Source organism: Deinococcus metallilatus, from assembly GCF_004758605.1.
Lineage (GTDB): Bacteria > Deinococcota > Deinococci > Deinococcales > Deinococcaceae > Deinococcus > Deinococcus metallilatus.
Genome location: NZ_CP038512.1, coordinates 605,001 through 625,728 on the forward strand (window position 1 = coordinate 605,001; position 20,728 = coordinate 625,728).

The following is a 20,728-nucleotide window of genomic DNA, read 5'->3' on the forward strand; positions in this document are numbered from 1 at the left end:
AGCCCTCATTGACACCCCGCCCCGCCTCTCCTAAGATGTGTGGGCCTGCGAAGGCGAGTGTGGTGGGTTTAGCTCAGCCGGTTAGAGCGCCGCTCTGTGGAAGCGGAGGCCGTGGGTTCAAGTCCCATAACCCACCCCAGGTTTTCTCCGGTTGCCACATGCGGGCAGCCGGAGTTTTCTCTTGCGAGGATGGCGGAACTGGTAGACGCACCAGACTTAGGATCTGGTTCCCGTAGGGAGTGAGGGTTCAAGTCCCTTTCCTCGCACCAAAGAGTCTCGCACCGGCAACAAACGGCGCGGCCCCTGGGAAACCGGCGGGCCGCGCTTGTTCTGCCGGTGTCGCACCCCGGGCGCCCGAGGCACTATGATACGCGGCGGCATGTCGCGCGCCCCCGGCCCACGTCCGGGCAGGCGGGCGGGGCACGTGGCACAGGCACACAGAACGGAGCGGCCCCACTGCGCCCCTACGGGTGCCGGGTGGTGGCAGGCAAGATGGGAGACGTATGGCAGAGCTGATCAGTAGAGTTGGCAACAAGGTAAGTTTCCGGGTCGCGGTGCCCGCCGCCGAGGTGAACCGCGCCTACGACCAGGTGTGGGCGGGACTCTCGCGCGATGTGCGCGTGCCCGGCTTCCGGCCCGGCAAGGCGCCGCGCAAGGTGCTGGAAAGCCGGGTGGGCAAGGGCTACGTCGAGAACGAGGTGCGCGACCGGTTGCTCCAGGCGCACTACCCGCAGGCGGCCCGCGAACTGAAGCTCAGCCTGGTGGACGCGCGGATCGAACCCGAACCCCTCACCAGCGGCCAGCCCTTCACCTTCACCGTGAAGGGCGAGACGTACCCGGAAGTGACGCTGGGCGACTGGCGCGCGGCGCAGCTCACCGCCACCGCCCCCGAGATCACGGACGAGGTGTTGGACCGCACCCTCTCGGACCTCCAGGAGCGCAACGCGAGCTTCCAGACCGCCGAGCGGCCCATCGAGGCCACCGATCAGGTCACCATCGAGGAACTGGGCGAGGAGGGCGGCAGCTACCCCGTCTACCTCGACGTGGCCGAACCCCACGTCCGGGATGCCCTGATCGGCAAGAACGTCGGTGACGAGGTGGAGATCACGGTGCCCGCGCACCAGCACGGCGACCACGAGCACCCCGAGCACACCGTCCGGGTGCGCGTGCAGGGCGTGCAGACCAAGCAGCTTCAGGAGCTGAACGACGAGTTCGCGAAGAGCCTGAACTTCGAGAGCCTGGACCGCCTGCGGACCGACCTCCGCTCGGAGCTGGAGCGCCGCGCCCGTCAGGAAGGCGACGCCGCCCGCCGCGAGGAGTTCGTCAACCAGCTCGTGGACGGCATGCAGGTGGACATTCCCCAGGCGCTGATCGACCGCCGCCGCGAGTCGATGCTGGAAGAGATTCAGGATGACCTGGGCCGCCAGGGCGTGAAATGGGGCGAGTACGAGAGCTTCATGCGCGAGCAGGGCAAGCTGGAGGAATTCCTGGCCGACCTCGCCAAGAACGCCGAGAGCCGCGTGAAGCGCGACCTGGCGCTGGAGCGGCTGGCCGAGGACCTGGGTGTGCAGCTCAGCGACGCCGAGTTCAGCGGCACCATGAACACGCTCGCGCAGGCCAACGGCCTGACGCCTCAGCAGCTCCAGAGCCAGCTCGGGCCGAACGGCATCAACGCCTACTACGTCAGCCTGACCCGCGAGAAGGCCCTCCAGCAGGCCCTCGCGGGGCTGGGCGGTCAGCAGACCGACACCCAGCAGGCCGGGGCGGAGCAGGGCGTGAGCGAGCAGGCCAGCACCGAGGGTACCCAGGAAACCAGCCAGCCCCAGGAAGGGGAGCAGCCGGAAGAGCAGCGCGGGGAGTAACCTCCGCAAAAGTCCAAGGCGAGGGGGCGCGTCCGGTGGGAGGCGTCCCCTCGCCCTTTGCCCATGTCCCACCTTGAACCTTGTACCGAATTCATTGAACGGCTGTTCAAAGAATGCTAGCGTTCCCGCATGACCACAGCCTCCAGCACCAGCCGCCCCAGCCTCGGTATCACGGCCTTGGGGACCTACGTCCCCGCGCAGATCGTCACGAACAAGGACTTCGAGGCGCATATGGACACCAGCGACGAGTGGATCGTGAGCCGCACCGGCATCCGCGAGCGCCGCTTCGCCGCCGAGGGGGAATTCACCTCCGACCTGGGGGTGCGGGCGGTGCAGGAGATGCTTGAGCGCGATCCGGACGCGCTGCGGGACGTGGACGTGGTGATCTGCGCGACCGCCACGCCCGACGCCCTCTTTCCCTCCACGGCCGCGCTGATCGCCGGACAGGTCGGGCTGGCCGGAGCGGGCGCGTTTGACCTCTCCACCGCATGCAGCGGCTTCGTGTATGCCCTCAGCATGGCGCAGGGCCTGATTCTGGGCGGCACGGCGCGGCGGGTGCTGGTCGTCGGGGCGGAGACGCTCTCGCGGCTGGTGGACCGGAACGACCGCGGCACGGCCATCCTGTTCGGGGACGGGGCGGGCGCGGCGGTGGTGGGGGAAGTGCCGGAGGGGCACGGCTTTCAGGAGTTCGTGCTGGGCGCCGACAGTGCGGGTGGCCCCAGCCTGTACGCCCGCTGCATCGCGGACCGCCTGCCCGGCGGTTTCTCAATGGGCGACCGCGTCGGCATGAATGGCCGCGAGGTCTTCAAGTTCGCCGTGCGGGTGCTGGGCGACAGCGGCCAGCAGGTCCTCGCCAAGAGCGGCCTGACCAGTGCGGAGGTGGACTGGGTGATCCCGCACCAGGCGAATGTCCGTATCATCGAGGCGGCCAACTCGCGCTTCGGCGTGCCGATGAGCAAGACCGTCGTGAACATCGACCGCTACGGGAACACCTCCAGCGCGAGCCTCCCCCTCGCCCTGCGCGAGGCGGTGGATGACGGGCGCATCCGGGAGGGCCAGCAACTCCTGCTGGTGGCCTTCGGCGGCGGCCTGAGCTGGGGGGCCTGCACCCTGAAGTGGTGGGCGGGGGCGCCCAGCCTGACCGCCCTGGCGGCGCGTGAGGAAGTGACGGCATGAACGCGCCCAGAAGCGCGGCCCCCAACATAGCGGCACTGTTTCCCGGCCAGGGATCGCACGCCGTCGGCATGGGCAGCGACCTGACCGCCGCCTTTCCCCAGGCCGAGGCCGTCTACGCCGAAGCGGAGGCCACTCTTCCCGGCCTGCGTCCGCTGATCGAGCAGGGGCCGCTGGAAGACCTCACCCTGACCGCAAACCAGCAGCCCGCCCTGGTCGCCGCGTCCGTCGCCGCCTACCGCGCCTGGCAGGCGCAGACAGGACTGACGCCCGCCTTCGCCGCCGGGCACTCGCTGGGCGAGTATTCCGCGCTGGTGGCCGCCGGGGCGCTGGGCCTCGCGGATGCGCTGCGGCTCACGCGGCGGCGCGGCGAGCTGATGCAGGAGGCCGTGCCGGTGGGCGTAGGCGCGATGAGCGCCGTGATGGGTGACCCGGACGTGGTGCGCGAGGTCTGCGAGTCCACCCCCGGCATCGTCCAGCCCGCCAACTTCAACGCGCCGACCCAGACGGTGATTTCCGGTGAGAAAGCCGCCGTGGACGCCGCCGCCGCCGAACTCAAGGCACGCGGCCTGAAAGCGATTCCCCTCAAGGTCAGCGCGCCCTTCCACTGTGCGTTGATGCAGCCTGCCCAGGACGCCCTCACGCCCGCCCTGCAAACGACGGTCTTTTCCCCGTTCGCCTTCCCCGTCTATCCCAACGTGACCGCCGGGGCGAACTGCGACCCTGCGGCCCTGCCGGAATTGCTCGCGCGGCAGATCACCGGGAGTGTCCGCTGGGTGGAAACCATTCTGGCGCTCGCCGCTGCCGGGGCTGACGTGTTCATCGAGTTCGGCCCCGGCACGGTCCTGACCGGCCTGGTCAAGCGCATTCTCCCCGACGCGCGGACGGTCAATGTCGGCACGGCAGAGCGGGTGGGCAGCTTTCAGCTTTAAGCTCTCAACAGTCAGCGAGAGCGGGAGTCTCGGCCTGCGCGGCTGAAAGCTGACCGCTTCCCCAAAGGAGAACCATGACCCAACCCCAGAAAATCGCCCTCGTGACCGGTTCCAGCCGGGGCCTGGGCCGCGCGATGGCCCTCGCCCTTGCCCGCGCGGGCTTCGGCGTGGCCGTGCATTACGGGCGCAACCAGGCGGAAGCCGAGAAGGTGGCGGGCGAGATTCGCGCCCTGGGTGTGCCCGCGCAGGTCTTCGGCGCCGACCTCACCGACCCCGCGAACGCCGGGACGCTGGTGGACACCGTCATCAAGGAGTTGGGCCGCCTGGACGTGCTGGTGAACAACGCCGGGATCACCCGCGATACCCTCGCCATCCGGATGAAGGACGACGACTGGAACGCGGTGCTGGACACCAATCTGACCAGCGCCTTCACCGCCAGCCGCGCGGCCCTGAAGCACATGATGCGGGCGCGCTCGGGCCGCATCATCAACATCGCCAGCGTGGTCGGCTTGATGGGCAACCCCGGTCAGGCGAATTACGTCGCCAGCAAGGCGGGATTGATCGGCCTGACCAAGGCCCTCGCCAAGGAGTACGGGGCGCGCGGTATCACCGTGAACGCCATCGCGCCCGGCTTCATCGAGTCCGACATGACGGCGCAGCTTCCCGAAGACGTGCAGAAGGCTTACCTGGGAAGCATTCCCCTCGCCCGTTTCGGCCAGCCGGAGGAGGTCGCGGCGCTCGTTGCCTTCCTGGCGTCCGACGCCGCCGGGTATATCACCGGGCAGGTGATCGGCGTGGACGGCGGGCTTTATCCGCACTGAGGTTATACTGGGCTGTCCAGCAGGGACGGGCTGCATGACAGGGGGAAAAACCGAGAGGGGCCGTATCTGACGCGAAAGCGCCCGGAGCGGCAACTCCGGGCGCGGAAAGGGGGTGGATGCTATGCGACTACCACGCAAGAAGCATCCTACCACGCGCGAGAAGCGGAGGAAAAGGCCCCTCAAGCCCGCTGAGATCATTGCGATCCTCAGCGCCCTTGCAGGCCTGCTCACCGCCTTGGCGCACCTGATTCAAGCCTTGAGATAAGCCCTCTCGCTCCCCCCGCAGGCTGGACCTCGCTGGGCGCCCCCTGGGAAACCGGGGGGTTTTTGACGGAGTTTTTGACTTTGGACCCCGTTCAAACTTGTTCACATTTGCGAACGCCCGTGTAGACTGGCGCAGACTTCAGCACCAAGGAGGATTCAACATGGCGACATTTGAAGATGTGAAGGAAGTGATCGTCGACAAGCTCGGCGTGGACGCGGACAAGGTGACGCCGGACGCGCGCTTCGTCGAGGACCTGGGCGCGGACAGCCTGGAAACCGTCGAGCTGATCATGGGGCTCGAAGACCGCTTCGGGGTCAGCATCAGCGACGAGGACGCGGAAAAGATCCGCACCGTGCAGGCCGCCGTCGATTACATCGGCTCGAAGCAGTAAAGCCGAGCAAGGGCAACAGAGCCGGAGGCCGGGCGGCGCGGGGGAAGGAACCCTGCACCGTCCGGCTCTGCCGCTTTCTGCCGCCTTCGGGGGCGGGACGAGGAGGGAAGGGGCCAGCATGACAACCACAGGACTGAGAAGGGTGGCGATCACGGGCCTGGGACCGGTGACGCCCATCGGAACCGGGGCGCAGGCGTTCGCGGAAGCGCAGCGCGCGGGGAGGAGCGGCATCGGGCCGATCACCCGCTTCGACACGGCCGAGGTCGCCAGCAAGATCGCGGGCGAGGTGAATGACGACCTGGGCGAGTTCGTGGACCCCCGCGAGGCGCGCAAGCTCGACCGTTATGTCCAGCTCGCGCTGGCGGCCGCCGAACTCGCCGTGCGCGACAGCGGCCTGACCGAGGAGGAGCTGCGCGGCGAGCGCACCGGGACCCTGCTGGGCAGCGGCATCGGCGGCGTGAAGACTTTCGAGGAGCAGGCGGGCGTGCTGCACGCGCGCGGCCCCGGCCGCATCAGCCCGATGTTCATCCCGATGATGATCGCCAACATGTCGACCGGGCACGTCGCCATGCGCTACGGCGCCACCGGACCGAGCAGCACGGTCGTCACCGCCTGCGCCACCGGGACCGGGGCTATTGGGGACGCGGCGCGGTACATCCAGCTCGGCCTGGCCGACGTGATGATCGCGGGCGGCAGCGAGGCGGCGGTCACGCCCATCGCCGTCGGTGGCTTTTCCAACATGAAGGCCCTCAGCACCCGCAACGACGCGCCGCAGGAGGCCAGCCGTCCCTTCAGCGCCAGCCGGGACGGCTTCGTGCTGGGGGAGGGCGCGGGCGTGGTGATTCTGGAGGACCTGGACAAGGCCAAAGCGCGCGGCGCGACCATCTACGCCGAGATCGTCGGCTACGGCACCAGCGCCGACGCGCACCACGTCACGCTTCCGGCGCCGGAAGGCCGCGGCGCGCAGGTCGCCATGCGGATGGCCCTCGCCACGGCGGGCGTGAATCCCGAACAGGTCGGCTACATCAACGCGCACGGCACCAGCACGCACTTCAACGACCTCCACGAGACGCAGGGGATCAAGCACGTGTTCGGCGCCCACGCGCACGACCTCGCCGTCAGCTCCACCAAGTCGATGACCGGGCACCTGCTGGGCGCGGCGGGCGCAGTCGAGGCCATCGCGGTCGCGCAGGCCCTCAAGGACGGCATCTTGCCCCCCACCATCAACCTGACCGACCCCGATCCGGTTCTCGACCTCGACTACATCCCCGAGGGGGCGCGGGAACAGCAGGTGGAGTACGCCCTCAGCAACTCCTTCGCCTTCGGCGGGCAGAACGCGGCGCTGCTGTTCAAGCGGGTCTGAGGCGGGCAGTTCCGGGGCGGGACGGGCGGCGTGACCGGCGCCCCTGTTCCGCCCGCGTCATTTGGCGGCAACGCCGTCTGCTACGCTCGGAGCAAGTCCCCCGCCCGCCTTTCATCACCTGACTCACGTTTCATCCTGCGAGGTCCCTACCGTGCGCGCCGAGCCATCCGTTCCCCCTGCCCCCCAAGTGCCCGTCCCCCCCGCCAAGGGGACGCGGCGCAGGAAGTCCGCCCGCGCCGCCACGCTTCCCTTCGAGGGGGCGCGGACCTTCAGCACGGTCGCCAACCCGGAGAGCGCCTTTCTGAACCGCGAACTCTCCTGGCTGGCCTTCAACGGGCGTGTGCTGGCCGAGGCGCGGGACGAGCGCAACCCGCCGCTGGAGCGCCTGAAGTACGCGGCGATCTGCGGCAGCAACCTCGACGAGTTCTTTATGGTGCGCGTGGCGGGCGTTCACCGGCAGATCGCGGCGGGGGTGCAGACCCCCAGCCCCGACGGTCTGCTGCCGCGCGAGACGCTGGCCCTGGTGCGCGAGCGGACGCACACCATGCTGCGCCAGATCGAGAAGGCCGCGCGGAGGACCCTCAAGGACCTGATGGCCCAGGGCGTGCGGCTGGTGCGCGTCTCGGACCTGGGCAAGCGGGCGCGGGCGGCGCTGCGCGAACACTACCTCTCGGAAATCCAGCCGGTGTTGACGCCGCTGGTGGTGGACCCCAGCCATCCTTTTCCGTACCTCAGCAACCTCAGCCTGAACCTGGCGGTGCTGCTGGACGGCGGCGAGGGCGAGGAGCCGGATTTCGCGCGGGTCAAGGTGCCGGTGGGCGTCTTGCCCCGGGTCGTGCCGGTCGGGGACAACCTCCTGCTGCTGGAAGACGTGATCGCCGCGCACCTGAATGAGCTGTTCAAGGGCCGCCGCGTGCTGGCCGCCCACACCTTCCGCGTGACCCGCAACACCGACTACGAGTTCGAGGAGGAGGAGGCCGAGGACCTGCTCGCCACCATCGAGGATGGCCTGCGGCGGCGGCGCTTCGGGTCGGCGGTGCGGCTGGAGGTGATGCAGGACACGCCTCCCGCCATCATCACCTTCCTGCAAGAACGGCTGCGGCTGGATCCGGAAGACATCTTTTTGCTGGAGGGACCGCTGGGCACCGCCGACCTGATGAGCCTGCCGGTGGATCGCCCCGACCTGAGCTTCCCGCCCTACGCGCCCGCCGTGCCCGACCTCGACGGCGACGAGGAAAACGGCATCTTCGACACGCTGCGCCAGGGGGACGTGCTGCTGCACCATCCCTACGACGGCTTTCAGGGCGTCCTGAACTTTCTGGAGGAGGCCGCCCGCGACCCGCAGGTGCTGGCGATCAAGCAGACGCTCTACCGCACCGGCGACGATCCCCGCCTGCTGGGTGCCCTGCGGACCGCCGCCGAGAACGGCAAGCAGGTGGTGGCCCTGATCGAACTCAAGGCCCGCTTCGACGAGCAGCGCAACATCTCCTGGGCGCGCAAACTGGAACGTGCCGGAGCACACGTCGTCTACGGGATGGCGGGCCTGAAGACGCACGCGAAGGTCACGCTGGTCGTCCGGCGCGAGGAGGGGGGCCTGCGCCGGTACGTCCACATTGGCACCGGCAACTACAACCCCAAGACCGCGCGGCTGTACACCGACCTCAGCCTGCTCAGCGCCGATCCCGACCTGGGCGCGGACGTGTCCGAACTGTTCAACCACCTGACCGGGTACGCCGAGGCCGGGTATACCCGCCTGCTGGTGGCCCCCGACACGGCCCGCAGCAGTTTCGAGGCGCTGCTGGACCGCGAGGCCCAGCACGCGCAGGCCGGAGAGGAGGCCTGGGTGCGGGTCAAGGTCAACCAGCTCACCGACCCCGGCATGATCGAGGCGCTGTACCGGGCCGCGCAGGCGGGCGTGCGGGTCGAGCTGATCATCCGGGGGGTGTGCTGCCTGCGCCCCGGCGTCCCCGGCCTTTCCGAGACGGTGCGTGTCCGCAGCCTGCTGGGCCGCTACCTGGAACACGCCCGCATCTACGCCTTCGCCAATGCGGGCAGCCCCGAGGTCTATTTCGGCAGCGCCGACTGGATGAGCCGCAACCTCGACCGCCGCGTGGAGGTGATCGCCCCGGTGCTCGACGACCGCCACCGGGACCACCTGCTGCGCCTGCTGGACACCGAATGGGCCGACGAGCGCGGCTCCTGGGAACTGGGCGCGGACGGCGTGTACGAGAAGCTGTCGGGCGACTTCAGCGCCCAGCAGGCCTTCGCGGACGCGCGGCACCCGGCCTGACATGAAGAACGGGGATGGAGGCGCTGGGCCTGCATCCCCGGTTCAAGGGAGGTTGTTTCAGCGGGTGCTGGAAGTGCTCGTCCCCAAAATGCCGTAATCGTTCGCTCCCTGGGGTGCAGGAGTTTGAGCACTCTTCAGGATGCCGTAGTCGTTCGCTCCCGCCTGAGCCAGCGAGAAACCGAACACTGCCAGGACCGCCAGCACCTTCACGATTTTTTTGGGCATGGGAGTATTCTAACCCTAAGAAATGACTCTTGACGTGGAGCGGCTCGCGGAGATCCAAGCACACTTCGATGCTGGACGGTATGACACGGTCATTGCGCGCCTCACCGCTCCTCCTCCCGTCACGAGGGAAGAGTGGCGGCTGCTTGGCATGGCTTCCATGGTGAGTGGACGGTTCTCAGAAGCCGAACTCCCGCTGATGCGCGCCAGCGAACTGGGAGACGCAGAGGCCCGGGTCGAGTTCGGGAATCTGCTGCGCCTCCAGGGCCGCTTTTCGGAGGCCATCCGCCACTTCGAGGCCATTACCCCGGAACTGACCGGAGAACTGGCCCTGCGGGCGCTGCGCTGGTGGGGGACGGCCGATTTTCAGGCGGGCCGAATGGCCGAGGGGCTGGAACGCTGCGAACGTGCCTGGCGCGGCTACATGGCCCTGGGAGACGATGAGCGCATCGGCCGCGTGACCCAGACCGTGGCCCAGATGTTCGTGCAGATGGGCGATATGCCCCGGGCCCGGCATCTCTATGGCGAGGCCCTGCGGCTGCTTCCCACCGACAGCACGCCCGTTGCGCGGCTTTCCGCCCTCACGGGCCTGGCGAATATTCAGGTCCTGACCGGGGACTTCGCGGGTGCCCGCGCCACCCTCGCGCAGGGGTGGCAGATTCTGGAACACACCCATGCCCTCACGCCCCGCGCGTTCCTGCTGACCGTCGAGGCCGAACTTCATCACCTCACCGGAGATCAGGCGCTGCACCTGCGGACCCTTCAGGAACTGCGCGCCCTGGTGGAAACCACCCAGGACTTCGAGCTGCTGACGTGGACGGCGACTCGCCTGGCGGACCTGTACAGCCGTCAGGGCGAGCATGGGCGGGCGCTGGAAGCCCTGCTGGACCTGGCACCGGACGCCGCGCACCCCGCCGTGACCATGACGCGCGGCGTGCTGCTCAGGCGGCGGCAGCACCACGCGCAGGCGGCCGACTACCTGAACCGCGCGCTGGAGGCCCCGGGTCTGGGCGAAGGTCAGCGCGTCCGCGCCCTGCTGCATCTGGCCGAAGCCCAGGCGGCGCAAGGGGACGAGTCGGGGAGCCTGAGCACGTTCCGGGCGGCCCTCACGGCGCTGATCAGTGCCCGTGACCGGATGCTGTACCGCCCCGACCTTCAGGAACTCACCAATCTGGTGCAGCGTGCCCTGCTGGACCCGGACCTCGCGCCGGACATCCAACTGGTGCTGGAAAAGCTGGCCTTTCCCAGGATCGGGGACCGGGCGCCGACCGCCGCGCCCCTGCACCTGCGGGTCGCCACGCTGGGCCGCGCCGAGGTGGAACGCGGGGGCGAGCGGGTGAGCCTCAGCCTGGAAGGCAGCGTCCTCACGCTGGCCTACCTCGCGCTGAACCCGGGCCGGACGCGCCGCGAGCTGGAAGCGACCATCTACCCCGACCGCGACCCCAAGACCGCCGGGGACTACTTCCGGGCCGTGTTCCGCGAACTGCGCGTGCGTCTGGGGCCGGAAGTGCTGCACATGGAGGGCAGCCCCAAACAGCCGCGCTACCAGCTGGGGCCGGAGGTCCACGTGCAGCTCGACGTGACCGAACTGCGGGAGGCGCTGGAGTCGGGCGACCTGCCCCGCGCCCTGGCCCTGTACCGGGGCCCCTTCCTGCCGGGCCTGCGGATGGAGAGCGAGTGGGCCGACGAACTGCGCGAGGAACTGCGGGTGCTGCTCACGCTGGAGCTGCGCTCTCGCCTGAACCGCGCCCGCGAGGAGGGCGACCTGCGCCGCGCCCTGCTGTACGCCAACGAGTTCCTGCGCGTCGACCCCTACGACGTGGGGGTACTGGAAACCCGCGTGGAAATCGCCCGCCAGGTCGCCACCCCACAGGAACTCGCGCGCTACGTGGTCGAACTCCACCGCATGCGGGTGTGAGAAGGGGAGAACGTGCCCCCCACCGAGCGCCCCTTCCTCACCCCCCCGAACCCCGATGGTGAGGCCCCCGGGGGAGCCGTCCCCACCGCCCTCTTCGACCTCGCCGTGAACCGCGCCGACGCTGCCCTCCGTGGCCTGCGTCCGGCTGACCCCACGCAGGCGCTCGCGGCCTGGCACGCCCGCACCCGCTTTGCCCGGCGGGTGCCGCTCGCCGCAGTGGCCGCCGCTCTCGCCCAGAAACCGGGGGAGGGCGGCGAGTGGCACTGGGCGGGGGGACCGGGGGGCGGCTGGGTGGGGGGGAAGGCGCCTTTTCCGTAGGGCTTGTGGCGTGTGGCCTGTGGCTTGTAGAAAAGAAGGTTTCTCTACAAGCCCCACGCTACAAGCGACAAGCCACCACCTCCGCCGCCACCCGTACCGCCCGCGTGATCTCCGTCTGCGGCAGGTAGGGAATGGGGGCGCGGTCTTCCGGCACCGCGAGGGCGACCTCGGCATTGGCGGGGACGTGCAGGAAGCCGCAGGGGACGTGCGCGCGGCCTGCCGAGGCCAGGTGATGCAGCGCGCGGTACAGCACGAAGTTGCAGACGTAGAGCCCCGCCGTGTTGCTGATGTCGCCGGGAATCTCCGCCGCCCGCCACGCCTCCACGACGGCGCGCAGGGGCAGCGTGCTGAGGTAGGCGGCGGGGGCCGAGGCGTCCGCGCACGCGGGGTGGTCGCGGTAGACCTGCCCGGCGTTGTCGGGGATGCGGAAGTCCATTACGTTCAGGGCGACCCGCTCCACCGTCACCTGGGGGCGGCCCGCAGCGAGGCCGGTGAGCAGGACCGCGTCCGGCTGCTGGCGCTCCAGCAGGACACGCAGAGCGTCTCCCGCCGCGTGCGGTTCGACCGGGAGCAGGGCCGACACCACCCGCGCCTGGCCCAACGTCAGCCCGTCCAGCGCCCCTGCGGCCTGGGCACTGGGGTTGCTGGGATGGGTATGGAACGGCTCGAAACCGGTCAGAAGCAGCGTGGGCATGGGGAGAGGATAGGGCGGGGGAGACAAAGCTGCCTCCCCGCGCAGTTTTCCCGGCCCGGCACGGGTATGCTCGCTCTGTGCCGGAACTGCCCGAGGTCGAGACGACGCGCCGCAAGATCGAGCCGCTGCTCGCGGGGCGCACCATCCTGAACATCAACCACGACGCGCCGCACCGTTACCGGGACACCCACCTCGCGCACGGCCGCCGGGTCAGCGGCCTGTCGCGCCGGGGCAAGTACCTGATGCTGCACCTGGCCGCCGCCGACGCGGCCGAGGGCGACCCCCACGACCTCGAACTGATCGTGCATCTGGGTATGACGGGCGGTTTCCGGCTGGAGGAGGGACCGCACACCCGCGCGACCCTCACGACCGACGCGGGCACCCTCTACTTCAACGACCCGCGCCGCTTCGGCAAGATGGTGGTCGTGCCTGCGGGCGAATATCGCACCATGCCCACCCTCGCCGCGATGGGACCGGAGCCGCTCTCCGACGACTTCCGGGAGGAGGACTTCGCGCGGCTGGCCGCCCAGGCCGGGGCCGTCAAACCCTGGCTGCTCTCCCAGAAGCCGGTCAGTGGCGTGGGCAACATCTACGCCGACGAGAGCCTCTGGCGTGCCCGGATTCATCCCGCGCAGACCCGCCTGAACGCCGAGGAAGCGGGCCGCCTCTACCACGCCATCCGCGAGGTGATGGCCGAGGCGGTGGAGGCGGGCGGCAGTTCCCTCGGTGACGGCCAGGGCAACTACTGCCAGCACGACGGCGAGGCAGGCGCCTTCCAGGTCCGGCACAACGTCTATGGCCGCCCCGGTGAACCCTGCGCCCGCTGCGGCACGGACATCCGGAAAATTGTGCTGGGGCAGCGGGGGACGCATTTCTGCCCGGAGTGTCAGCAACTCCGCGCGGAAGGCACAGGGCGGAGGGCAGAATGATGATCCGCTCTCTGCGCGCCGGAGGTGCCCATGCCTGACCTCACCGCCCTCCGCCTCTCCTACACCCGCGCCGAGCTGCGCCGCGCCGACCTGAACCCCGACCCCCTCCGGCAGTTTCAGGGCTGGCTCGAAGAAGCCCTGGGGGCGGGCCTGCGCGAACCCTACGCGCTGAGCCTCGCCACCGCCGACGCTGCCGGGCGGCCCAGTGTCCGCACCGTCCTGTTGCGCGGCGCAGACGAGCGCGGCCTGACCTTCTACACCAACTACGAGAGCCACAAGGGCCACGACCTCACCGAGAATCCGCAGGCGGAGATGCTCTTCTTCTGGGCCGAACTGGAGCGCCAGGTGCGCGCGCATGGCCCCACCGAACGGGTGTCCGAGGAGGAAAGCACCGCCTACTTTCACGCCCGCCCCCGCGAGAGCCAGATCGCCGCGCACGCCAGCGACCCGCAGAGCGCGCCGATAGCGAGCCGTGAGGCGCTGGAAGCCAAACTTGCCGCCCTGCACGCCCGCTACCCCGAAGGCACGCCCGTCCCCAAACCCGACTTCTGGGGCGGCTACCGCGTCCGCGTGCAGGAGTGGGAGTTCTGGCAGGGCCGCGAAAGCCGCCTTCACGACCGCTTCCGATATACGCGGGCAGGGGAGGGGTGGCGGATCGAGCGGCTGATGCCGTAGGGGGTGATGAGGGTTGAGCGATGAGTGATGAGGAACATCGGCGCGAGAGCGAACGCCCATGCTTCTGCCCCCTCATCACGCCACACCCATCCCTGAACCCGCAACTTCCCCGCCCCTCACCGCGTACCTGCTGACAAGGAGGACCGTCTGGACATGGACATCTATCTGCTGTGCCTGCTCGTGGGCGGCGGTCTGCTGGTGCTGTCGCTGCTGGGCGGGCATCACGGCGAACTGGGCCTGGGGGGGCACGGCCTGGATCACGCCGCCGACACGGACCACCCCGATACGGGTGACCTCGCCTCCTGGCTCTCGCTGCGGTCGCTGGTGAGTTTCGCGGCCTTTTTCGGGCTGGCAGGTGTGGTGGGCGGCGCGGCGGGCCTGTCGGGGCTGGGGCGGCTGGTGGTCGCGCTGGTGACGGGGCTGGCGGTGGGAGGCTTTACCGCCTTCGCCTTCCGCCTGGCACGTTCGCGGGGTGAAGTGAGCGCGGCGGCGGGGCGGCTGGCGGGCCGCACGGGCAAGGTGCTGGTGCCGCCCGCCCCTGACCGGCCCGGCAAGGTGGCGCTGACGGTGGCCGGTCAGATCGAGCATCTTCTCGCGCGCAGCGACGACCCCCTGCATGCCGGGGACGCCGTGATCGTGATTGGTGTGGAGGCGGGCGTGCTGGACGTGAAGGCCTGGAACGGGCGGGAACTGTGACTCTTCCCAGAAAGAAGAGACAGAACTTCCCGCGAAGGAGAGAACTGTGTTGACCGGAACCATCATCACCGCGGCCCTGATTCTGCTGGGCATCATCCTCGTCCTCGTCCTGATTCAGAACTTCCTGATCGTGGTGCCGCCCAACAAGGTGCTGGTGATCTCGGGCCGCAGTCGCCGGACGGACGAGGGCGACACGGTGGGCTACCGCGTCATTCGCGGCGGGCGCGCCTTCCGCATTCCCGTGCTGGAAAAGGTGTCGTGGATGGACCTCACGACCATTCCGCTGGACCTCAGCATCGAGAATGCGTACTCCAAGGGCGGCATTCCCCTCAAGATTCACGCCGTCGCCAACGTGAAGATCAACGCGCAGGAACCGCAGCTCTCCAACGCCATCGAGCGTTTTCTGGACGTGCCGCGCGAGAACGTCACCACCATTGTCCGCGACACGCTGGAGGGCAATCTGCGCGGCGTGGTGGCGACCCTGACGCCGGAGGAGATCAACGAGGACCGCCTGCGCTTTGCGGAAGCCCTGATCGAGGAAGCCGAGCACGACATGAACAACCTCGGCATCAAGCTCGACACCCTCAAGATTCAGAACGTGTCCGACGTGGGCGGCTACCTCAACGCCATCGGGCGCCGCAAGGCCGCCGAGGTGCTCAAGGAAGCCCGCATCGCGGAGGCTGAGCGCAACGCCGAGGCGACGCAGGCCGAGGCGCAGGCGGTGCAGCGCAGCCAGGTCGCGCAGGCGATCAGCCAGCAGGCCATCATCGAGGAGCAGAACAAGCTGGAGGTCCGCCGCACCGAACTCGGCGCCATCCAGCTCTCGCGCCAGAACGAGGCCGCCGTCCAGTCCGAACTGGCCAAGGTGCGCGCGACCCAGAACTTCGAGCAGGAGCAGGCCGCGCTGGAAGCCGCCCTGCGCCAGCGCCGCGCCGAGGCCCAGCGCCAGGCCCGCATCATCGAGGCCCAGCAGAACGCCGAGGCCGCCGAGGTCGAGGCCCAGGCCAAGCAGCGCGCGACCATCGCCCAGACGACTGCCCAGCAGGCAATTCTGGAACGCGAGAACCAGCTCCGCGTCCGCAAGGCCGAACTCGACGCGGTGGCCGCCTCCCGCGAGAACGAGGCCAAAGTCACCGCCGAGCAGGCCCGCGTGGTGGCCGAGCAGCAACTGGAGCAGGAGCGCGTGATCCTCAACCAGAAACGCCTGGAAGCCGACGTGGTGGCCCCCGCCCGCGCCCGCCGCGAGGCCGAACTCCTCGCCGCCCAGGCCGCCGCCGCTCCCATCATCGAGGAAGGCCGCGCGAAGGCCCAGGCCGTCAGCCTGATGGTGGAAGCCTTCCGCCAGGCCGGACCGGAAGGCGAGCGCGCCTACGTGCTGAACATGCTCCCCGGCATCATCGAGGAGTTCGCCAAGAGCGTGCAGGGCATGCAGATCGACAAGCTGACGGTGATCGACTCAGGCAACGGGCAGGCGACCCGCAGCGCGATGCAGACCCTCCCCGCCAACATCATCGGCATGGTGGAACAGGTCGAGAACGCGACCGGCGTGAACCTGCTGAGCCTGCTCCAGAACACCGGCAAGCCCAGGGGGAACGGGGCGAGCGCGGTGCAGCCTCAGCCGCAGACCAACCTGACCAAGACCGACGCCTGACCCGGTCCTCCAGACGGACGCCCCTCATCCCGGGCGTCCGCTATTTTTTGGCGCGGCCTGCCTGGAAACCTGCCCCCGGGGTCCACTGTTGGATAGAGGTCAAAATTCCTGCGGCCCTGGTCCCCGTATTCTTTTCCTGTGAGCAACCTCTATACCGCCGAGGCCACCGCCACCGGAGGCCGCACCGGCAGCGTCAAGACCAGTGACGACCGTCTCGACCTGAACCTCAGCCGTCCCAGCGAGATGGGGGGCGACGGCGGCCCCGGAACCAACCCCGAGCAACTGTTTGCCGCCGGATATGCCGCCTGCTTCCAGGGGGCACTCGGCGTGGTCGCCCGGCGCGAGAAGATCGAGCTGCCGGATGACAGCACCGTCACCGCCCGCGTGGGCCTGCAAAAGAGCGGCCTCGCCTTCGCGCTCGACGTGGAACTCGAAGGCCGGTTCCCCGGCCTGTCCCGCGAGCAGGCCCACGCGCTGATGCACGCGGCACATCAGGTCTGCCCCTACAGCGTCGCCACCCGCGACAACGTGGCCGTGCGGCTGAAAGTCGCCGAGTAAGCCTGTTCGCTTCTCCGGCGCTCCGGCCCCGGCTGGGGCGCGCTACGTTTTTGCCATGAACGTCCTGATCGTTGTCGCCACGGCCGGGGAAGCGGCCCGGCTCGCGGACCTGCCCGCCCGCGTGGAGGTCAGCGGGGTCGGGCCAGTCGCGGCGGCCCTCGCCACGCAACGCGCCCTCACGCGGGAACGGTTCGACCTCGCCGTGAGCGCAGGCATCGGCGGGGCGTATCCCGGCAGCGGCCTGAACCCCGGCGACCTCGCCGTCTCCAGCGTGATCGTGCAGGCGGACCTGGGGGCGCGGGATGGGGAACGGTTCCTCGACCTCGCGGCGCTGGGCCTGTCGGTCCTGCCGGATGCGGCACACCCCGGGATTTTTCCTGCCTGGGACGGCGCGGCTCGCCTGGCTTCAGCAGTCGGTGCGGCCTGCGGCCCAACTCTCACGCTCAGCACCGTGACCGGCACGGCGGAACGCGCCGCCGAACTCGCCCGGCGTTATCCCGGCGCCCTGACCGAAGGGATGGAGGGCGCGGGGGTCGCCCACGCCGCACTGCTCGCGGGCGTCCCTGCCCTGGAGGTGCGCGGCGTGAGCAACCCGGTCGGCCCCCGTGACCGCAGCACCTGGTGCATTCCGGAGGCCCTGGCCGCCACACGGCGCGGGCTGGAGGTGCTGCTGGCGGGGCTTTAGGTTGTGGGAAAAATTCTCCTCCCACAACTCACAAAAAGACCCCTCACCCAGCCCGCTGCTTTGCAGCTCTACGAGTCTCCCCGTGGGAGCTTTTGACCCAACGTCCTCAACGCCACGCCGTCTGGCAGCTCTGCCCCACGGCCCCAACCTAATTGCTCCGCGCCGCCTCTGCCCGGAAACTCACGCTGACCGTCACCACCGTCCCCACCGGTGTGCCCGGTTCCAGCTCCAGCCAGTGGCTCGCCAGCACGGGCGGGTTGGGCTCGGGGTCGATGGCGCGGATCAGCACGCGACCCTGGGCGGGCACGAACAGGCACCAGCCTTCCGGCACGCCCGTAAAGGCGCGCACCGGCAGGATGCTTTGCAGCGTCAGATCCGTCTGGTTCGGCCAGTAATCGACCAGCAGGCAGGCCTGCGCGCGGCCCTGGTCGGCGGCGTTCAGATCGAGCTGGACCTCGACGGCGTCCGGTTGCCCCGCCACCAGATTCATCCAGCCGGGCACCACGTAGCGGCCACTGCCCGCACTCCTGAACTGGGGGGGCGTGCTGGGAGTTGTCATGGCGACAGGGTAGCGCGGGAGGCTTTACCTGGCGCGCCCCTGCTCGTGCTCCAGGGTGCCCAGCAGCGCCCTCACGGCCACGTACCCGACCAGCAAGAACAGCAGCGGCGTGAGGTTCAGGGTGATCTCGGCGTCCTTTTCAGGTTGCAGCGCGTTCTGCTTGTGGTACTTGATCATGGGTCCAGCGTACCCGGCCCCGCCCGCCGCTTGCCTTGAGGCTCACTTGGGCCTTCTCTCGCGCGGCGCCGTGAAACGCGGCATGGTTGGCGGCCCGCCCGGGCGCTATGTTTAGACGTATTGCTGCGCTCACCGCTGTTCTCCTGCGGTGCGGCGTCCGGAACGAGTCTTCCCGCCCCTGCTCAACAGGCTCTGCCCGAAAGGAACTGTCATGACCGCTGCCTCCCCGCTGCCCGCTGCCCCGACCGTGCCCGCCACCATGAAGGCCCTCAGCAAGCAGGAAGCCCGCGAGGGCCTCTGGATGATCGAAACCGAGGTGCCCACACCCGGCCCCAACGACCTGCTGATCCGTATCAAGAACAGCTCCATCTGCGGCACCGACGTGCACATCTACAAGTGGGACGAGTGGTCGCAGAAGACCATCCCCGTCCCGATGGTGGTCGGCCACGAATACGTCGGCGTCGTCGCGGGGATGGGCAGCGAGGTACGCGGCTTCGAGATCGGGGACCGGGTGAGCGGCGAGGGCCACATCACCTGCGGCCACTGCCGCAACTGCCGCGCGGGCCGCCGCCACCTCTGCCACAACACGCTGGGCGTGGGTGTGAACCGGCCCGGCTCCTTCGCGGAATATCTGGTGCTGCCCGCCTTCAACGCCTTCAAGATTCCGGACGACATCCCCGACGAGATCGCCGCGATTTTCGACCCGTTCGGGAACGCCGTGCATACCGCCCTCAGCTTCGATCTGGTGGGGGAGGACGTGCTGATTACCGGGGCCGGGCCCATCGGCGTGATGGCCGCTGCCGTCGCCCGGCACGTGGGCGCGCGCAACGTGGTCGTGACCGATGTGAACGACTACCGCCTGGACCTCGCCCGCAAGATGGGCGCGACCCGCGCCGTGAATGTCGCCCGCGAGGACCTCTGGGAAGTCGCGCAACGTGAACTGGGCATGACGGAAGGCTTCGACGTGGGCATGGAGATGAGCGGATCGGGCGCCGCTTTCGCGCAGATGGTCCATGTGATGAACAACGGCGGCAAGGTCGCCATCCTGGGCATCCCTTCTGGACATGTGGACATCGACTGGAACGACGTGATCTTCAAGGGCCTGACCCTCAAGGGTATCTATGGCCGCGAGATGTTCGAGACGTGGTACAAGATGACGGCCCTGATCCAGTCCGGCCTGGACCTCACGCCCGTGCTGACGCACCGCTTCGGCATCGACGAGTATCAGCAAGGCTTCGACGCGATGCTCAGCGGGCAGAGCGGCAAGGTGATTCTGGACTGGGAGGCGGGAGTCTAGCCTGCTAGCATGGACCACATGAGCCTGCCCTGCGCCTGGTGGTGGCCCGGATGTTGACCGGGTGACTTTCCCTTGCTTGATGCAGGCCGCGCCCGGAGTGATCTGGGCGCCTTTTCTTTGGAGACACTGTCTTTTGGAGGCTTTTCTATGACCAAACCCCGCATCCTGACCGGCGACCGGCCCACCGGTCCCCTCCACATCGGCCACTATGTCGGCTCGCTGCGCAACCGCGTCGCCTTGCAGCACGACTACGACACCTACATCCTGATCGCGGACGTGCAGGCTCTCACCGACAACTTCGAGAACCCGCGCAAGGTGCGGGACAACGTGCTGGAGGTGGCGCTCGATTATCTGGCGGTCGGCCTGGACCCGGCAGAGACGACCTTCGTGATCCAGTCGCAGGTGCCGGAGATCGCGGAGCTGACGGTCTTTTACCTGAACCTCGTCACCGTGTCGCACCTGCGGCAGAATCCCACCGTCAAGACCGAGATCGCGCAGAAGGGGTACGGGGAGGCGGTGCCCGCCGGGTTCTTCGTGTATCCCGTCTCGCAGGCGGCGGACATCACGGCGTTTGGGGCGAACCTCGTGCCGGTCGGGGAAGACCAGCTCCCGATGATCGAGCAGACCCGCGAGATCGTGCGCCGCTTCAACCACCTCTACGCGCCGGTGCTGGTGGAACCGCAGGCCCTCGTCGGTGAAGTCGCCCGCCTGCCCGGCCTGGACGGCCAGGCCAAGATGGGCAAGTCGCTGGGCAACGCGATTTTCCTCTCCGACAGCGCCGACGAGGTGGCCCGCAAGGTGCGCGGCATGTACACCGATCCCAACCACCTGCGGGTGGAGGACCCCGGCCAGGTGGAGGGGAACCCCGTCTTCGCCTACCTGGACGCCTTCGACCCCGACAAGGCGCGTGTGCAGGCCCTCAAGGACCACTACCGCCGGGGCGGCCTGGGCGACGTGAAGGTCAAGCGGCATCTGCTGGAGGTGCTGGAAGCGACCCTGGCGCCCATCCGTGCCCGCCGCGCCGAGTTCGCGCGGGATAGGGCGGGCGTGGAAGCTGTCGTCCGTGAGGGCACCGAGCGGGGGCGCGAAGTGGCCGCCGGAACGATGCGGGCGGTGCGCGCGGCGATGCACCTGGATTACTTCTCCACCCCCCATATCCCCCAGCCCACACCCTAGACGCACCCATGTTTCTTGAGTCTGCTCGTGTTAACCTGAAGCACGGAGGTCGGGCCGCGCCCGGCGACAGACAAAC

21 protein-coding genes and 2 tRNA genes are annotated in these 20,728 nt (G+C 69.0%); 19 read left to right on the forward strand and 4 right to left on the reverse strand.

From position 1 onward, the window contains the following. Positions 1 to 62: 62 nt before the first annotated feature. The 9 genes from E5F05_RS08850 to ppk1 all read left to right on the forward strand — a co-directional run bounded on the left by E5F05_RS08850 (position 63) and on the right by ppk1 (position 9,097). Positions 63 to 139 (forward strand) — tRNA-His (locus tag E5F05_RS08850). Positions 140 to 183: 44 nt separating this feature from the next. After that, positions 184 to 269: transfer RNA gene (locus tag E5F05_RS08855), tRNA-Leu, on the forward strand. A gap of 234 nt (positions 270 to 503) precedes the next feature. Further along, the gene (tig, locus tag E5F05_RS08860; RefSeq protein ID WP_129118260.1) at positions 504 to 1,862 is read left to right on the forward strand and encodes a trigger factor; all 1,359 of its coding nucleotides are present in this window, start codon (positions 504 to 506) and stop codon (positions 1,860 to 1,862) included. A gap of 129 nt (positions 1,863 to 1,991) precedes the next feature. Then, positions 1,992 to 3,038 (forward strand): beta-ketoacyl-ACP synthase III, encoded by a 1,047-nt coding sequence (locus tag E5F05_RS08865; protein ID WP_129118261.1) that lies wholly within the window; start codon positions 1,992 to 1,994, stop codon positions 3,036 to 3,038. Beyond that, positions 3,035 to 3,967 carry an ACP S-malonyltransferase gene (gene fabD, locus E5F05_RS08870; protein WP_129118262.1) on the forward strand — a complete coding sequence of 311 codons (933 nt, stop codon included), beginning with the start codon at positions 3,035 to 3,037 and terminating at the stop codon, positions 3,965 to 3,967. Before E5F05_RS08865 ends, fabD begins: the two co-directional genes overlap by 4 nt. Before the next feature lie 74 nt (positions 3,968 to 4,041). Further along, positions 4,042 to 4,788 carry a 3-oxoacyl-[acyl-carrier-protein] reductase gene (gene fabG / locus E5F05_RS08875; RefSeq protein ID WP_129118263.1) on the forward strand — a complete coding sequence of 249 codons (747 nt, stop codon included), beginning with the start codon at positions 4,042 to 4,044 and terminating at the stop codon, positions 4,786 to 4,788. A 425-nt stretch (positions 4,789 to 5,213) separates the two neighbouring features. After that, positions 5,214 to 5,444: an acyl carrier protein gene (acpP, locus tag E5F05_RS08880; protein ID WP_129118264.1), complete on the forward strand. Its 231-nt coding sequence runs from the start codon at positions 5,214 to 5,216 to the stop codon at positions 5,442 to 5,444. 118 nt (positions 5,445 to 5,562) lie between these two features. Continuing rightward, positions 5,563 to 6,807: a beta-ketoacyl-ACP synthase II gene (fabF, locus tag E5F05_RS08885; RefSeq protein WP_129118265.1), complete on the forward strand. Its 1,245-nt coding sequence runs from the start codon at positions 5,563 to 5,565 to the stop codon at positions 6,805 to 6,807. 187 nt (positions 6,808 to 6,994) lie between these two features. Next, positions 6,995 to 9,097: a polyphosphate kinase 1 gene (gene ppk1 / locus E5F05_RS08890; RefSeq protein WP_129118266.1), complete on the forward strand. Its 2,103-nt coding sequence runs from the start codon at positions 6,995 to 6,997 to the stop codon at positions 9,095 to 9,097. A 57-nt stretch (positions 9,098 to 9,154) separates the two neighbouring features. Here ppk1 and E5F05_RS21305 read toward each other — a convergent pair whose 3' ends face one another. Then, the gene (locus E5F05_RS21305) at positions 9,155 to 9,322 is read right to left on the reverse strand and encodes a hypothetical protein (protein ID WP_164973404.1); all 168 of its coding nucleotides are present in this window, start codon (positions 9,320 to 9,322) and stop codon (positions 9,155 to 9,157) included. A 148-nt stretch (positions 9,323 to 9,470) separates the two neighbouring features. Here E5F05_RS21305 and E5F05_RS08895 point away from each other — a divergent pair, with 148 nt between their 5' ends. Beyond that, a complete protein-coding gene (locus E5F05_RS08895) occupies positions 9,471 to 11,237 on the forward strand; it encodes a tetratricopeptide repeat protein (RefSeq protein WP_241687097.1) in 1,767 nt (588 codons plus the stop codon). A 12-nt stretch (positions 11,238 to 11,249) separates the two neighbouring features. Next, entirely contained in the window at positions 11,250 to 11,555 is a 306-nt protein-coding gene (locus E5F05_RS08900) for a hypothetical protein (protein WP_129118268.1), read from the forward strand. A gap of 58 nt (positions 11,556 to 11,613) precedes the next feature. Here E5F05_RS08900 and E5F05_RS08905 read toward each other — a convergent pair whose 3' ends face one another. After that, positions 11,614 to 12,249 (reverse strand): pyroglutamyl-peptidase I, encoded by a 636-nt coding sequence (locus E5F05_RS08905; RefSeq protein ID WP_129118269.1) that lies wholly within the window; start codon positions 12,247 to 12,249, stop codon positions 11,614 to 11,616. Between the two features lie 77 nt (positions 12,250 to 12,326). Here E5F05_RS08905 and E5F05_RS08910 point away from each other — a divergent pair, with 77 nt between their 5' ends. The 6 genes from E5F05_RS08910 to mqnB all read left to right on the forward strand — a co-directional run bounded on the left by E5F05_RS08910 (position 12,327) and on the right by mqnB (position 17,443). Next, positions 12,327 to 13,178 (forward strand): DNA-formamidopyrimidine glycosylase, encoded by an 852-nt coding sequence (locus E5F05_RS08910; RefSeq protein ID WP_164973405.1) that lies wholly within the window; start codon positions 12,327 to 12,329, stop codon positions 13,176 to 13,178. Positions 13,179 to 13,208: 30 nt separating this feature from the next. Continuing rightward, on the forward strand, positions 13,209 to 13,853 hold the full coding sequence (pdxH, locus tag E5F05_RS08915) for a pyridoxamine 5'-phosphate oxidase (protein ID WP_129118271.1): 645 nt from the start codon (positions 13,209 to 13,211) through the stop codon (positions 13,851 to 13,853). 153 nt (positions 13,854 to 14,006) lie between these two features. Beyond that, complete coding sequence (locus E5F05_RS08920; protein ID WP_129118272.1) at positions 14,007 to 14,549, forward strand: NfeD family protein; 543 nt, start codon at positions 14,007 to 14,009, stop codon at positions 14,547 to 14,549. A gap of 46 nt (positions 14,550 to 14,595) precedes the next feature. Further along, positions 14,596 to 16,200, forward strand: a complete 1,605-nt coding sequence (locus E5F05_RS08925) for a flotillin family protein (protein ID WP_129118273.1) — start codon at positions 14,596 to 14,598, stop codon at positions 16,198 to 16,200. A 138-nt stretch (positions 16,201 to 16,338) separates the two neighbouring features. Beyond that, positions 16,339 to 16,758 (forward strand): organic hydroperoxide resistance protein, encoded by a 420-nt coding sequence (locus E5F05_RS08930; RefSeq protein WP_129118274.1) that lies wholly within the window; start codon positions 16,339 to 16,341, stop codon positions 16,756 to 16,758. Between the two features lie 55 nt (positions 16,759 to 16,813). Beyond that, positions 16,814 to 17,443 (forward strand): futalosine hydrolase, encoded by a 630-nt coding sequence (mqnB, locus tag E5F05_RS08935; RefSeq protein WP_129118275.1) that lies wholly within the window; start codon positions 16,814 to 16,816, stop codon positions 17,441 to 17,443. Positions 17,444 to 17,591: 148 nt separating this feature from the next. Here mqnB and E5F05_RS08940 read toward each other — a convergent pair whose 3' ends face one another. Together E5F05_RS08940 and E5F05_RS21310 are read right to left on the reverse strand one after the other, a co-directional pair. Beyond that, positions 17,592 to 18,002, reverse strand: a complete 411-nt coding sequence (locus tag E5F05_RS08940) for a uracil-DNA glycosylase (protein ID WP_129118276.1) — start codon at positions 18,000 to 18,002, stop codon at positions 17,592 to 17,594. 24 nt (positions 18,003 to 18,026) lie between these two features. After that, positions 18,027 to 18,179, reverse strand: coding sequence for a hypothetical protein (locus E5F05_RS21310; RefSeq protein ID WP_164973406.1), 153 nt, complete (start codon positions 18,177 to 18,179; stop codon positions 18,027 to 18,029). A 259-nt stretch (positions 18,180 to 18,438) separates the two neighbouring features. On the opposite strand from E5F05_RS21310, the gene tdh reads away from it, so the two are divergent. Both tdh and trpS read left to right on the forward strand, forming a co-directional pair. Continuing rightward, positions 18,439 to 19,476 carry an L-threonine 3-dehydrogenase gene (gene tdh, locus E5F05_RS08945; protein ID WP_129118322.1) on the forward strand — a complete coding sequence of 346 codons (1,038 nt, stop codon included), beginning with the start codon at positions 18,439 to 18,441 and terminating at the stop codon, positions 19,474 to 19,476. Positions 19,477 to 19,623: 147 nt separating this feature from the next. Then, on the forward strand, positions 19,624 to 20,652 hold the full coding sequence (gene trpS, locus E5F05_RS08950) for a tryptophan--tRNA ligase (protein ID WP_129118277.1): 1,029 nt from the start codon (positions 19,624 to 19,626) through the stop codon (positions 20,650 to 20,652). The last annotated feature ends 76 nt before the right edge of the window (positions 20,653 to 20,728 follow it).

Bases quoted from the DNA above. Each gene is read 5' to 3' on its own strand.
- pdxH (WP_129118271.1), top strand. From the start codon at position 13,209: ATGCCTGACCTCACCGCCCTCCGCCTCTCCTACACCCGCGCCGAGCTG.
- E5F05_RS08920 (WP_129118272.1), top strand. From the start codon at position 14,007: ATGGACATCTATCTGCTGTGCCTGCTCGTGGGCGGCGGTCTGCTGGTG.
- E5F05_RS21310 (WP_164973406.1), bottom strand. From the start codon at position 18,179: ATGATCAAGTACCACAAGCAGAACGCGCTGCAACCTGAAAAGGACGCC.
- E5F05_RS08865 (WP_129118261.1), top strand. From the start codon at position 1,992: ATGACCACAGCCTCCAGCACCAGCCGCCCCAGCCTCGGTATCACGGCC.
- E5F05_RS21305 (WP_164973404.1), bottom strand. From the start codon at position 9,322: ATGCCCAAAAAAATCGTGAAGGTGCTGGCGGTCCTGGCAGTGTTCGGT.
- tdh (WP_129118322.1), top strand. From the start codon at position 18,439: ATGAAGGCCCTCAGCAAGCAGGAAGCCCGCGAGGGCCTCTGGATGATC.
- mqnB (WP_129118275.1), top strand. From the start codon at position 16,814: ATGAACGTCCTGATCGTTGTCGCCACGGCCGGGGAAGCGGCCCGGCTC.
- E5F05_RS08940 (WP_129118276.1), bottom strand. From the start codon at position 18,002: ATGACAACTCCCAGCACGCCCCCCCAGTTCAGGAGTGCGGGCAGTGGC.
- tig (WP_129118260.1), top strand. From the start codon at position 504: ATGGCAGAGCTGATCAGTAGAGTTGGCAACAAGGTAAGTTTCCGGGTC.
- fabD (WP_129118262.1), top strand. From the start codon at position 3,035: ATGAACGCGCCCAGAAGCGCGGCCCCCAACATAGCGGCACTGTTTCCC.
- acpP (WP_129118264.1), top strand. From the start codon at position 5,214: ATGGCGACATTTGAAGATGTGAAGGAAGTGATCGTCGACAAGCTCGGC.
- fabG (WP_129118263.1), top strand. From the start codon at position 4,042: ATGACCCAACCCCAGAAAATCGCCCTCGTGACCGGTTCCAGCCGGGGC.
- E5F05_RS08905 (WP_129118269.1), bottom strand. From the start codon at position 12,249: ATGCCCACGCTGCTTCTGACCGGTTTCGAGCCGTTCCATACCCATCCC.
- trpS (WP_129118277.1), top strand. From the start codon at position 19,624: ATGACCAAACCCCGCATCCTGACCGGCGACCGGCCCACCGGTCCCCTC.
- fabF (WP_129118265.1), top strand. From the start codon at position 5,563: ATGACAACCACAGGACTGAGAAGGGTGGCGATCACGGGCCTGGGACCG.
- E5F05_RS08895 (WP_241687097.1), top strand. From the start codon at position 9,471: ATGGCTTCCATGGTGAGTGGACGGTTCTCAGAAGCCGAACTCCCGCTG.